Here is a 15,054-nt window from a genome sequence, read left to right as displayed (position 1 = left end):
TTCTGGATTAGCTAACTTAAAGAGCTCTCACGCAACTAAAGATTCAGTTGGAATATAAGTTTCACTTTATATGAGCAGGGATACTGCTCTTTTATTAGACTTCATTGCAGAACATACGTTTCCAAAGGAGGAATAATTATGCAAGGACATGTCAGAAAAAGAGGTTCTAAATGGTCCTATATTATAGATATCGGCCGTATTAATGGAAAAAGAAAACAGAAAGAAAAAACTGGATTTGATACCAAAAAAGAAGCTTTATCAGCTATGAGAAAAACTATAACCGAACTTGAGAAAGGTATTTTATTTCAAGAAAACAAATTAACAGTTTCAGAATACCTACAATATTATATTGAAAATTATGTTAAGGTAAATCTAAAAAATAGAAGTTATGAAAGATACTCTAGCGATATAAAAAATCATATAGATCCTGCACTCGGACACTTTTATCTCCAAAAACTCAATTCCGCAACTATTCAAAAATTTTTTACCGATGCTCACAATAAAGGTCTTGCTAAAAATACTATCAACGGATTCTATGGAGTTTTGAGTGGAGCTTTGAATATGGCTGTAAAGTGGGGCTTTATTAATCATAATCCATTAAAAATGGTTACTATCCCTAAAAAAGATAATAAAAAAGATGTGGTAGTCTTAACTACTGATGAAATAAGTGAAATACTCATTAAATTCAAAGATACAATTTACTATGTACCTATTATGATAGGACTTAATACAGGAATGAGAATATCAGAAGTTTGTGGTCTTAAATGGAATAATGTAAACTTTAAAAACAAAACTATATCAGTAACTCAAATATTAATTAATGTAAATGGTGAGTTTACATTTGGAACTCCTAAAACAAAATCAAGTACAAGAAATATTATAATGGGAAACACTTTATATAAACTTTTAAAAGATCATCAACTTAAACAAAAAGAAAATAAGTTGAAGTACGGTCCACACTATATCGATTCGGATATGATATGTACAAAAGAAAATGGTGAAATGGTTACAACTAATACAATGAAATATTTAAGCAGAGTTATAAATCATAAATTAGGAATAAGATTTAAATTTCACTATTTAAGACATACTCATGCAACTATGCTACTAGAACAAGGAATACATCCAAAAGTTGTTCAAGAACGACTTGGACACGAAAAAGTATCAACTACACTGGACACATACTCACATGTTTCTATGAACATGCAAAAAAATGCAATAGATATCTTCGATAATGCACTAAAAGAAAAATTGCCAACATAAAAATTCTTACGAAAATTTACGTTGGCAAATGGTTGGCAAATAGCTATTTGTATGATATTAAATTGCCTGAAACCCTGTTATTTTCTAACTATTCTAGCTACACACTCCACATGCATAGTATGAGGAAACATATCCACTGGCTGTATTTCTTCACACTTATAACCTCTCTCATCTAAATAAGCTAAATCCCTTGCAAGAGTTGATGGATTACAAGAAACATACACAACCTTACTCGGATTCATGCTAACTATAGTATCTAACACTCTCTCATCACAACCTTTACGAGGTGGGTCAACTACAACTACATCTGCAAGTTTTCCTTCTTCATAAAGCGATGGAGCTACTGCTTCAGCCTCTCCTGAATAAAACTCAACGTTATCTATATTGTTTATCTGAGCATTTATTCTAGCATCCTCTATAGCTTCGTCAATAATCTCTATTCCATATACCATCTTAGCCTTTTTAGCTAAGAATAAAGATATAGTTCCTATTCCACAATATATATCAAGTACATTCTCATCTCCTGAAAGATTTGCATACTCTAAAGCCTTATTATATAAAACCTCAGTTTGAACAGGATTTACTTGAAAAAATGATAAAGGTGATATATTAAACTTAAGGTCTTCTATATAATCTTGTATAATTCCATCCCCATATAAAACCTTGTTTTGTTTTCCAAGTACCACATTACCTTTCTTAGTATTAACATTTAAAACCAATGTCTTAAATCCTTCAACATTCTCTTTTAAATCATTTATAAGTTCATCTACATTAGGAATTTTTTTAGCATTGGCTACAAGAACAACCATAACCTCTTTAGTCTTAAATCCAACCTTAGTAACTAAGTGTCTTAAAATTCCCTCATGTTTTCTTTCATCGTATACACTAACATTATTTTTATCTATATAGTTCTTAACTACCTCAGCTATCTTATCGTTCATATCATGCTGTATTATACACTTATCCATAGGTATTATATCGTGGCTTTTCTTTTTATAAAAACCTAATACAGTTTCACTTCCTCTTTTTCCTATTGGAAATTGAGCTTTATTTCTGTATCTAAAAGGCTTATCCATTCCTATAGTATCATGAACCTTAACATCTTCTATCTTACCTATTCTCTTAATAGTTTCTTTAACTGAATTAGTTTTTATATCAAGTTGTTTTTGATAATCAAGATGCATAACTTGACATCCACCACAATCTATTAACTCATCAGAACACTCTCTATTGACTCTAAAAGGAGACTTTTCTATAACTTTAACAATTTCACCTTCTGCATAATTCTTCTTACTCTTTATTATCTTAACTTCTATCTTATCTTGTATAATTCCACCTTCAACAAATACCGTAAAACCTTCATATTTACCTATTCCAACTCCAGTATGTCCTATATCAACTATATCAACCGTGTACTTTTCACCTTTATTTAACATAATCTATCTCCTTCTTATTTTAAATATCGTCTATTAATATTACCAAAAAACAATATATCTATCAACACAGAATATCCTAAAAGCTCTAAACTCACTATGTTAATACAATAGACTTTATTAGCTAATATTTTTTGTCTTTTTCTATATAACCAAAATATCGTTGAATTTGCGGTATTTTTATAGAGCGTTTTCGTAACCCACAGAATCTAAAAAAACTAGATATAAAAAAAGCCTTCTATATAGAAGACTTTTGGTATAAATATTATAATTGCTATACAAATAAATCCTTACTTTTATATCCTCTATACATCTGCAGTACTGCTACTGCAAGAAGCACACACGCAAGAATTGGTGGTATACTAACTAGTGCCTTTGCAGTAGTTAGACTTCTTCCTGTGTCCGTTATAACCTTATTAACAGCATCTTGATAATTAGTCATTGCATATACACCATATCTTATCCATATAAATGAAGTCATAAGTCCGACAGGAACTAAAGACATACTCATATAAAGACCATTTATAGATCTACTCTTAACTCCCTTGATTCCCAAATACATAGGAACAAAAAACACTGCTGGAAGTACGAATCCAAAATACTGTGGTGATAATCCCAAAAACAATATAGCTGTAAATATGAATGATCTATAGTATTTATTTACATATTCAGTTCTACCTTCAAAATCTGCCTTTGCAGCCTTTAAGTATCTTATATATACCTCTATATTATCCCCATTTTTCTTATTACTTTTATTATTTTTTATTTCCTTTATTAATTCTTTTCCTTTGCTACATAAAGAATCATAAACGTCACCTAAATTTGTAGGTACTTCTAATTTTTCATATTGGCTGTATAGTGTATTTAATTGACTAATATATTTTTGTTTTCTCGACTCTTTAATAGTCTTCAGACTTTTAGTTAAATCAGTTAATTGATCTAATGTGTTCATTAATGTAAGAGCTTTCATTAGATTCACCTCCAAATTTTTATTAGAAGATTCAGAATAATATCTTGATTTATTGTACCATATTTTCACTATAATTTAAACAGCTAAGTTGATACTGTATTTTAAAACCCCACCTTATCGGTGGGGTTTTATATTTATTTTTTTCTTTATTTCTTTAATAGAGGTTTTAGTGTAACTGCTATACAAACAATTATAACGGTCCATATTGTAATCATAAAACCAAGTGCTGTACTAGTCATAATTAATCCCTCCTAATTATATACGAATAGAAACTTTATTTTCAGAAAGTTCTTTACCGTATTTACTCTTAATAGATCTATACGATTGCATAAATCCTACTATCAATGTTGCAAATATAACTACTCTTGCTCCATTAACCCAAGGTACTAAAACTGGTGTATTCTCAACAAAAGATGGAACTAATCTAAAATACCCAGCTTTTATATAATCAAGTGTAGAGAATATTAATATTATAAATGTAGTTATAGGAGTTAATGTTTGATGGAATATTTTAAAGAACCATCTAGGAATCTTCCAAATTCCACCCTTGTTCATTTCAACTAAAGCTTTGTCTCCCATTAACCATGCACAAGCTACAACCTCAACTGCTGCAAGAACAATTAATAAATAAGAACCTATCCAGTTATCTATTTCTGTTAAGTATGCAAGATCTGCAGTCTTTGTCATTATACTTTCAAGTCCTACTGGAAGACCTAATATAATATATGCTACGAATATATACCATGCACCTTTAGCTCTAGCTATACCCATATCTTCTTCAAGAAGAGCAACTAGGTAGTTATACATAGCTATTGCTGAAGTAAATCCAGCGAAAAATAATAAGAAGAACCATAAAGCTCCTACAAATTGTCCTCCACCCATAGTTCTAAATACATTAGGAAGAGCTATAAATGCAAGACCAACACCTTGCCCTAATCCATCAGGTCCCATAAATGCATAAGCTATAGGAATAACTGCTGTTCCTCCAAGTATAACTTCTGCAAACTCGTTAAGTGAAACTGTTGCAAGTGAGGAAACTATAATATCATCGTCAGGCTTTAGATAAGATGCATAGTTGGCTATTATACCCATACCAACTGATAATGTAAAGAATACTTGACCTGCTGCTGCTACTACTGATTTCCATGTGAATGTTGAAAAATCAGGATTCCATATAAAGTTAAGACCCTTCATAGATGACCAATCAGGGTTAACTGGACTTCCCATAGTTAAAGATCTTATAGCAAGAACAATACCAAAAGTATAAAGAACTGGCATCATAAGCTTAGCCCAAGTTTCTATACCTTTTTGAACCCCACGCATAACTGCAAATGCAAGTCCCGCTAAAGCTATTACCCAGAATGTAAATACCATAGATGGATTTTGAATGTAGTTTACAAACACTTCTCCTGTAGATACACTCATATCCGTATATCCTCCAGTAAGAGATAATACTCCATAACCTAGTGACCAACCTATTATATGGTTATAATATGAGTTAACAAGAAGCGTTACAGCAAAAGCGAATGATCCTGCTACGGCTCCCATTATAGCTGCATTTCTAGGCTTTGTTCCCTCTCTAGCTTGTAGATAAACCATAGGTCCAAGTGTACCATGACCATATTTACCACCATAACGTCCAAGATTCCATTCTAAAAGCATAACAGGTATACCAAGTACAATAAGTGCAATAAAATACGGAATCATGAATGCTCCACCGCCATTACTAGCAGCTTGATATGGGAATCTCCAGAAGTTTCCTAATCCAATAGCATTACCTGCCATCGCTAGTATAAGACCTATCTTGGACCCCCAATTTTCTCTTGAATTTGACATTTAGCTGTTCCCTCCTTTAATCATTTTAGTTATTTCTAATATAATATGCATATTGTAGATACTTTATACATATCCTAAGTGTATTTAATAATTATTATACTATTTTGAAAAATATAAATCAATTGATTTTTCAAACTTTTCTGAATTTATTTTTTAACAAAGAAAACCCTAGATTGTATACAATCTAGGGCATATATTCAATAATTATGGATTTTGTATTCTAAATTTACTTATCTCTTTGTTTAATTTTGATGATAATTCTTGTAAATAATCTGATGAATTTGCAACCTTATGTATATCGTGTGCTTGTTGATTAATAGACACACTTATCTCTTGAGCTCCAGCCGATGCCTCTTCTGATATATCAGATATTCTTTGTATAGTATCAACTATATTTAATCTATCCTCATTTAATCGTTCAACAGATTCCCCTATAAATCTTATCTTTTCTATTATTTCATCTGTAGATTCTTTTACTAAATCAAACGAAGTATTTACATATGCAACAGTGCTTGATTGTTTTAAATTGCTTTGTTCAAGCATATTTATTATATCAACAGTGTTATTGCTATCTATCTGTATATAATCTAATATATTCTTTATATCATCAGCTGCATTATTGGAGTTCTCTGCAAGCTTTCTTATTTCATCCGCAACTACTGCAAATCCTCTTCCTGCTTCACCTGCACGTGCTGCTTCAATAGATGCATTAAGAGCTAACAAATTAGTTTGATCAGCTATAGCTGTTATAGTCCCTAATATATTAGATATGTTTTTAGCATTTTTATTAAGTTCAAGTACAGCTTGTTGAGCCTTCGCTGTATTTTTATTGTTTTGATCAGTGCTACTACTTAGCTCACATATGACTTTTGAGCTGTTTAAATTAGCCTTTTCTACATTTTCTATACTCTTTAACATATCCTGTGTGTTGTTTGAAAGTTCTTTAAGCTTATCGGATAAATTATTAGCTAAATTTGATCCTTTTTCTGCTTCATTGGCTTGTCTTATTGATCCACTGGCTATCTCATTAACAGTAAGAGATATAGATTCTGCTGATAAATTAGTTTCATTTGATATTTGCGATAAATTTTGAGATGCGATATTTACTTTTTCGCATACATTTTGTGTATTTTTTATCAATCCTGAAACATTATTCAACATATTATTTAATCCTTCTCCAATTTTAGAGATTTCATCATTGTTTTTTATATCACATCTAATACTAAAGTCCCCATTTTTTACGTTATCAATTGTATATAAAAAATCATTTATAGGTTTTGTAATTTTTTTTGAAAAAATATACGATATGAATACAGCAACTAATATAGATATAATTCCAACTATTAATATATTTTTAATCAATACTTTATTATCATCCTTTATCTCATCTTTATACATTGTAAGTATAATGGTCCAATCAAGCCCTCTTATAGGTCTGTACATAATTATTTTATTATCTAAATCAAGAGTATTTTCTTTTTTATTTTTAATACTATTAATCAAAACATTATCTTTTAGTTTAGTTCCTCTTATAGACTGATTCTTATCCGTTATAATATTTAAATCTTTATCTATCAATGTAGCCTTGCCTTTTCTTCCTACTTTTAATACGTTTATTTTATTAGATAGTGTATCTATAGAAATATCAACTCCTAGGATACCCACAAACTCATTTTTATTCATAAGATTATATACAGGTATACTCATACTCATTATCATATTTCCTGTGTTTTTATCTTTATATGGATTACTCCAATGTATATCATCTTTATTAACTGTATTTTTATACCACGAATCTTCAGTAGCATCATGTTCTTTATCAAACTTATTTCGAGGATATGAAACCGTTTTCTTATTTTCCATAGTTATATATATACTCTCTACACTTACATGAGCATTTTTAAAACTTTCAAACGTCTTCTCAACTATTGATTCCAAAAAACTATTTTCTGCTAATCTCTGTATATTAGGATCCCTAGACATTTGAACTAAATTAGATTGATTTTCCTGTATTATAGTTGAAATATTTTCTTCTATCTGCTTTGATAATTGTTTAGATGTATCCTTTAATTTATCCTGTAGTATAAAATTAGCTTTATAATATGTAGTTATACCTAAAATACAAAGAGATATACTTATAAGCAAAATAAATACTACTGTTAATTTAGACATTATATTGTTTTTTATCTTGAGCACTAATAATACCTCCTTAACTTAACAGTCTTTTTCTATTAACATTTTATCACATATTATATAAAAAAACCTTTCCCATTTTTATAATGAAAAAGGTTTTAACTTATTTCTTTTTTTATTCCACTACAATAAACTGCACATATACGTTCTATTTTATCTATAGTAAAGTTATCATCATATATAATCATAGTAAGAATTCCTCTTAATATTAATTCATATGAATATATTATATTTTCCATTTTTTCTTTATCAAATTTTTCGCTATTTATTTTTTCTTTAATACTAGTATACATAAATTTATTAATTTTATTTTTAATTATATCAAATTCCAGTTTGAAATTTTGTTCTAAATTATTAGGTGGAAAATACATTATTATATTCCAAAATTTAGCTAACACTATATTGTTATCAAAATACTTAACAAATTTACATATAAACTGATATAACATTTCTTCTAAATCTAATTTTTTTATATCATCAAATATAGATTCTATGTACATATTTAAATTTTTAGTCTCATCTTCTAGTATAGAAAAAAATATATCCTCTTTACTTTGAAAATGACTATATATAGAAGGTTTTTTTATTCCCACTCTTTTTGCTATCAACGATAAAGTTGTCTCAGAATACCCTCTTTGGGATATAAGTTCCAAAGTTGATTGTTTTATTTTTTTTGATGTCATCATGTAATCCTCCATTAATAATTCAATATAAAGCAGAACTTAATTCCTATAGAGTTTTAGTAATTTTAACTTTCACTTGTATTAGTTGATATATTTATCGTCATAATTCTATTATATTTTATATATTTTTTATAAAGTTATCACTTCTTGTAATGGTAATTTATGAAATAAAAAAGCCACTTTTTCAGTGGCTTATCATAGACTTACTTTTTATTTTTATAAAACTCTTGTATTTCCTTTATATATTATTCCACTAGCAGTATCTACAGTAATTATTTCTCCATTTTTTACACGACTCATTATATCTTTTGCTGAAACTACTACAGCTTTTTCTAGATTAAGCCCCACTATAGCTGCATGACTTGTAATTCCGCCCTCTTGTGTTATTATTGCAGAAGATTTTTCGATATAATCATTCATATCTACATCAGTTAAATTAGTAACTATTATATCTCCTTGATCAAAATTATCCTTTATCTCAGAAGCATTATTCACTAGACAAACTTTTCCGCTTACAACTTTTCTACCTATACCTATACCTTTAGTTATTATTTCACTTACAACATGAACCTTTATTAAGTTAGTTGTTCCAGTTACCCCAACAGGTACTCCTGCAGTTATCACCACTAATTCCCCATTGTTAATGTATCCTGCTTCAAGGGCAGTTTCAATAGAATTATCTATAACTTCATCAGTTGAAGTTGCAGCTGAAGTTAATACAGGATATACTCCCCAGCTAAGAGCAAGTCTTCTCATAGCTTTTTCACAGTTAGTAGCTGCAACTATAGGAGCTTGTGGTCTAAATTTAGATACCATTCTAGCCGTATGCCCTGAAGATGTTGATGTTACTATTGCAGAAGCTTTTAAATCAATAGCTGTTGTGCAAGTTGCATGACTTATTGCATTAGTAACATTCACTTGATTTAATTTCTTAGACTTTAATATATTGTTGTACTCAAGAGAATCTTCTGTCCTTTTAGCTATTAATGCCATTGTTCTAACAGCTTCAACTGGATATCTTCCAGCGGCAGTTTCTCCTGAAAGCATTATAGCATCTGTCCCATCATAAATAGCATTTGCAACGTCTGTAACTTCTGCTCTTGTAGGTCTTGGGTTTCTTATCATAGAATCAAGCATTTGAGTTGCAGTTATAACAGGCTTTCCAAGCTCATTACATTTTCTAATCATCATCTTTTGAGCTATAGGTATCTCTTGAGTTGGTATTTCAACTCCTAAGTCCCCTCTAGCTACCATTATTCCATCAGAAATCTCAAGAATTTCATCTATATTGTCTACCCCTTCTTGGTTCTCGATTTTTGATATTATTTGAATATCTCCTGCATTATTAGCCTCAAGTATCTCTCTTATAGCAATCACATCAGATGCTTTTCTAACGAAAGATGCTGCAATAAAATCTATTCCTTGCTTTATACCAAATTCTATATCACTTCTATCTTTTTCAGTTATAGCTGGAAGATTAATTTTAACTCCTGGTACATTTACACCTTTATTGTTTTTTACAATACCTGCATTTTCAACTAAACAAACTATTTCTTCACCTTTTATTTCTTGTACCTTAAGTCCTACAAGACCATCATCTATTAATATAGTGTCTCCTACTACTACATCATTTACAAGTTCTTTATAGCTTACTGTACACATTTCTTTCGTTCCAAGTATATCCTTCATAGTTATAGTGAAAGTTTGCCCTTCTTCAAGTGAAACTTCAGGATCTTCAAACTTACCAGTTCTTATTTCAGGTCCTTTTGTATCAAGAAGTATTGCTATTGGTTTATTTAATTCTTCTCTCAATTCTTTAATCGTATCCATTCTTTTTCCGTGTTCTTCATGATCTCCGTGAGAAAAGTTAAGTCTACATACATTTAATCCGTTATTTACAAGTTCTTTTAGCACCTCTTTTTTTTCACTTGCAGGTCCTATTGTACAAACAATTTTGGTCTTTTTTTCTAACATTATTAATCCTCCTTAAATAGTTTTAACTTTATATATCAAAATAAAATTATAATATTTATATAGATAATACATCTACTAGCTTGTAGATATCCTTATTAAGTTTTCTTTCTATAGCTAAAGCTTCATGTATATCCATATCTATTATAGAGTTATTCTTTATACCTACAACCCTTGAAGATTTCCCACCTATTAATAATTCCACAGCTTTTGCCCCCATTTGGCTAGCTATTATTCTATCAAACGCACTAGGACTTCCACCTCTTTGAATATGTCCAAGTATTGTAGCTCTCGATTCTATACCAGTCTTATCCTTTATTCTTTCAGCTAAATCTTGAGACCCACCTATACCCTCTGCAAGCATGATTATACTGTGAGCTTTTCCTCTATTTTTACTTTGTATTAATTTTTTACATATATCATCTTCATTGTATTCAGCCTCTGGGATTATTATAATCTCAGCTCCACCTGCAAGCCCTGCATAAAGTGCTATATCTCCACAATGTCTTCCCATAACTTCTATTATACTCAATCTTTCATGAGAGTATGATGTATCTCTTATTTTAGTTATTGCATCTATAACTGTATTAAGAGCAGTATCAAATCCTATAGTGTAGTCTGTGTAAGCTAAATCATTATCTATTGTTCCTGGAATACCTACCGCTGGGAATCCCATTTCACTTAGTTTCTGAGCTCCTTGAAAAGATCCATCTCCTCCTATTACAACAAGCCCATCTATCCCAAATACTTTTAATACATTCAGTGCCTTTTGTCTTCCTTCTTCTTCTATAAACTCTAAACATCTAGCAGATTTTAATATAGTTCCTCCTCTATGTATTATATCTCCAACAGAAGATAAATCCATTTCAAATAAATCTCCATCTATTAGACCTCTGTATCCTCTGTTAACTCCATAAACTTTGCATCCATTGTATATAGCAGAACGTGCAACAGCTCTTACAGCAGCATTCATTCCTGGAGCATCACCTCCGCTTGTTAATACAGCTATTTTTTTCATTTTTATACCTCCTATTATAAAGGGACATTCGTGGTCCCTATGTATTCTTTTTCATCCCACCACGTTTAAAAAAATATTATTTATATTTTAGTTAGCTTTTAAATGTTATCCCTAAATCGAAAATATTATGATTTACTTTAGAGATAAAATATAAAGACTATATTTTATCTCTAATATCATATATTATAACATAATTTTAAATATTTTTTGAACTTATATTTTTGATTTTAATATTCTGAACACCACAAAATTCTTGTAATTCATTAATTAACTCTTCATTTAAGCCAACCATGCAATTTTTTTCTGCTTTAAATGCTTTTTTTGACTTTTGACAATATAAGCAAACTAATGAATTTCCTTTGTGTTTATTTAGTATTTGTTTCAGAGTATATAATTGTTCATTGTCTTTTATATCATTTAATTTAATCCATAATTCTTTATCATCAATTTTTATTATTTCTTCAATTTCATTAGCTATAATTTTTGCATTTTCTCCTTCTTTTATACTCAAACTTCCTTTTATATATATAATTTTATCTTCCAGTATAATATCTGAGTATTTTTGAAGAATTCTTGGAAACACTATTACTTCTATACTCCCATCTAAATCTTCTACTTCTATAAATGCCATTATATCGTTTCTCTTAGTAGTTTTTATAGTTTTGCTTATTATTATACCACCTATAACAACCTCTTTATTATCCATTTTCAAGAATTTTTGATAATCCTCTTCCTGAGTTTTAGAAATAATAAGATTATTTATATTAGTATTAACTTTAAGCTCTCTTTCATATTGTGATAATGGATGCCCACTTATATACATACCTAAAACTTCCTTTTCTAATAAAAGTTTCTCTTTTTCTTTAAATTCAGATACATCAGGAAGTGTATATATATTATTTTCTTCTTTTTTGTCGCCTATTTCAAATAAAGATATCTGTCCTTGAATATTTTTTTTCTTATCGCTTATTATACTTTCTATTATTTTTTCATAACCAGCCATAAGTTGCGCTCTATTCGGACTTATACTGTCAAACGCTCCACATTTTATAAGAGATTCTATAACTCGTTTATTTAAATCCTTGGAATTAATAGTTTTACAAAATTCAACAAAGTCATCAAATTCGCCACTTATTTCTCTTTGTTGTACTATATCTCTTATAGCATTTGCACCTACATTTTTTACAGCTTCAAGTCCAAACCTTATATTTTTTTCTTCAACCGCAAATTTTCCAAAACTCTTCTTTATATCTGGCTTTAAAACCTGTATTCCAAGACTATTGCATTCCCTTATATACTCTACAACCTTATCTGTATTTCCCATTACACTGGTTATAAGAGCTGCCATAAATTCTACAGGATAATGTGCCTTTAAATATGCAGTTTGGTATCCTAAAACTCCATATGCAGCTGCATGTGATTTGTTAAATGCATACTTGGCAAAATCTATCATTTCATCGTATATTTGGTTTGCTATTTCTTCACTTACTCCGTTCCTAACACAACCTTCTATTTCGATTTCTCCATTGTCATCAAATTTACCATGTATAAAATATTGTCTTTCCTGCTCCATTACATCCATTTTCTTTTTCCCCATGGCACGTCTAACCAAATCACTTCGTCCATAAGAATATCCAGCTAAATCTCTAACCACCCTCATTACCTGTTCTTGATAAACAAGGCATCCATAAGTTACATCAAGTATAGATTCTAATTTTTCATGAAGATATTTTACTTGACCTGGATTATTCTTATTCTTTATATAGGTTGGTATAGAATCCATAGGTCCTGGTCTATAAAGAGATATTCCAGCCACTATATCTTCAAAATTATCAGGTTTTAGATCCTTCATAAACTGTCTCATTCCAGCACTTTCTAATTGGAATATTCCAAGCGTATTCCCTGAACTTAAAAGCTCGTATACTTTTTTATCATCGTATTCCATTTTAGAAAAATCTATTTCTACATTATGATTCTTTTGTATAAGCTCAAGAGCATCTCTTATTACTGTAAGGGTCCTAAGACCTAAAAAATCCATTTTTAAAAGTCCTAATTCTTCAAGTGTAGTCATAGTAAATTGAGTTGTAACTCCATTTTCATGCATATATAATGGAACATAACTATCTACAGAATCTTTTGATATAACAACCCCAGCTGCATGAGTTGATGCATGTCTTGGCATTCCTTCAAGATCTCTTGATGTATCTATTATTTCCTTAACCACATTATCCTCTTCATACATATGTTTAAGGTTTTTATTTACTTCAAGTGCTTTATTTATAGTCATTCCAAGAGCAAATGGAATTTCTTTTGCTATTTTATCAACCTGAGCATAACTAACATCTAAAACTCTTCCGACATCTCTTATAGCAGCCTTAGCTCCCATTGTTCCAAATGTTATTATCTGCGCTACATGATCATCTCCGTACTTTCTTTTAACATAATCTATTACTTCTTCTCTTCTTTCGTAACAAAAATCAATGTCAATATCTGGCATTGAAACCCTTTCAGGATTTAAAAATCTTTCAAATATAAGATCATACTTCATAGGGTCTATATCCGTTATCTTAAGAGTATATGCAACTATCGATCCAGCCGCACTTCCTCTTCCTGGGCCTACCATTATATTGTTCTCTTTTGAAAAATTTATGAAATCCCAAACTATCAAGAAATATTCTACATAACCCATATTATTTATTACATCTAATTCATAATTTAATCTATCTATCAATTCTTTAGATGGATTTGCAAACCTTTCATAAAGACCATCCGTACATAACTTTCTTAAATAATCACTCTTTGTAAATCCACTTGGTACATCGTATTCAGGTAAGTGAATTTGATTGAAATCAAATTCTACATTACACATATCAGCTATTTTTACTGTGTTATCAAGAGCAGTAGGTGCATATGAAAATAATTCGTACATTTCTTCCTTTGACTTTAAATAAAACTCCTGTGTTTCAAACTTCATTCTTTTTTCATCTTGAAAAGTCTTTCCAGTTTGAATACAAAGCAGTATATCATGAGTTTTTGAATCTTCTTTATTTACATAGTGTACATCATTAGTCGCAACAAGTGGTATACCTGTTTCTTTTGACAGCTTTAAAAGGCTTAAATTAACCTCTTTTTGTTCTTTTATACCATGATCTTGAATTTCAAGATAAAAGTTATCTTGTCCAAACATCTCATTTAAATTAAGCGCTATTTCCTTTGCCTTATCATAATTTCTCTTCATAAGATGTTGCTGTATATCCCCTCCAAGACAAGCAGACAAAGCTATTATTCCATCACTATGTTTTTTAAGTTCTTCATAATCAACCCTTGGCTTATAGTAAAAACCTTCAACATAAGCCTTTGAAACGAGCTTTATAAGGTTTTTGTATCCTGTCATATTCTTTGCAAGAAGAACCAAATGACCTTGATACTTATCAAAATTAGGGTCTTTATCCTTTAAAGATCTAGGCGCAGTATAAACTTCACATCCTATTATAGGTTTTATACCCTCTTTTTTAGCTCTTTTATAAAAATCTATCACACCAAACATACATCCATGATCAGTAATAGCAACGGACTTCATATTTAGTTCCTTAGCTCTTTTAATCAGCTTATCTATTCGCGCAAATCCATCAAGCAAACTATACTGTGTATGCACATGAAGATGAGCAAAATCTTTTATCATATAAT

9 protein-coding genes are annotated in these 15,054 nt (G+C 30.0%); 1 reads left to right on the top strand and 8 read right to left on the bottom strand.

Annotated features, from left to right (window positions below; translation table 11 throughout):
* Nucleotides 1-138: 138 nt before the first annotated feature.
* Nucleotides 139-1,263, top strand: a complete 1,125-nt coding sequence (locus tag Tmeso_RS03960; RefSeq protein ID WP_099188489.1) for a site-specific integrase — start codon at nucleotides 139-141, stop codon at nucleotides 1,261-1,263.
* Nucleotides 1,264-1,340: 77 nt separating this feature from the next.
* Here the strand turns inward: Tmeso_RS03960 and rlmD are convergent, their stop codons facing one another.
* From rlmD to Tmeso_RS03920, 8 genes are all read right to left on the bottom strand, one after another.
* Nucleotides 1,341-2,699: a 23S rRNA (uracil(1939)-C(5))-methyltransferase RlmD gene (gene rlmD / locus Tmeso_RS03955; RefSeq protein WP_099188487.1), complete on the bottom strand. Its 1,359-nt coding sequence runs from the start codon at nucleotides 2,697-2,699 to the stop codon at nucleotides 1,341-1,343.
* 271 nt (nucleotides 2,700-2,970) lie between these two features.
* Nucleotides 2,971-3,666: a hypothetical protein gene (locus tag Tmeso_RS03950; protein WP_099188484.1), complete on the bottom strand. Its 696-nt coding sequence runs from the start codon at nucleotides 3,664-3,666 to the stop codon at nucleotides 2,971-2,973.
* A gap of 255 nt (nucleotides 3,667-3,921) precedes the next feature.
* Complete coding sequence (locus Tmeso_RS03945) at nucleotides 3,922-5,502, bottom strand: sodium-dependent transporter (protein ID WP_099188482.1); 1,581 nt, start codon at nucleotides 5,500-5,502, stop codon at nucleotides 3,922-3,924.
* Nucleotides 5,503-5,706: 204 nt separating this feature from the next.
* Nucleotides 5,707-7,698: a methyl-accepting chemotaxis protein gene (locus Tmeso_RS03940; protein ID WP_099188480.1), complete on the bottom strand. Its 1,992-nt coding sequence runs from the start codon at nucleotides 7,696-7,698 to the stop codon at nucleotides 5,707-5,709.
* A gap of 95 nt (nucleotides 7,699-7,793) precedes the next feature.
* Entirely contained in the window at nucleotides 7,794-8,378 is a 585-nt protein-coding gene (locus Tmeso_RS03935; RefSeq protein ID WP_187296214.1) for a TetR/AcrR family transcriptional regulator, read from the bottom strand.
* Nucleotides 8,379-8,594: 216 nt separating this feature from the next.
* Complete coding sequence (gene pyk, locus Tmeso_RS03930) at nucleotides 8,595-10,352, bottom strand: pyruvate kinase (RefSeq protein WP_099188476.1); 1,758 nt, start codon at nucleotides 10,350-10,352, stop codon at nucleotides 8,595-8,597.
* Between the two features lie 55 nt (nucleotides 10,353-10,407).
* Nucleotides 10,408-11,367: a 6-phosphofructokinase gene (gene pfkA, locus Tmeso_RS03925; protein ID WP_099188474.1), complete on the bottom strand. Its 960-nt coding sequence runs from the start codon at nucleotides 11,365-11,367 to the stop codon at nucleotides 10,408-10,410.
* 196 nt (nucleotides 11,368-11,563) lie between these two features.
* Nucleotides 11,564-15,049, bottom strand: a complete 3,486-nt coding sequence (locus Tmeso_RS03920) for a DNA polymerase III subunit alpha (protein ID WP_099188472.1) — start codon at nucleotides 15,047-15,049, stop codon at nucleotides 11,564-11,566.
* Nucleotides 15,050-15,054: the final 5 nt, after the last annotated feature.

Origin of the sequence: Tepidibacter mesophilus, assembly GCF_002724055.1 — a bacterium.
In the GTDB taxonomy this organism is placed as follows: Bacteria; Bacillota; Clostridia; order Peptostreptococcales; family Peptostreptococcaceae; genus Tepidibacter_A; species Tepidibacter_A mesophilus.
Note: the sequence above shows the minus strand (reverse complement) of the source record. Positions and strands in the feature narration are given on the sequence as shown.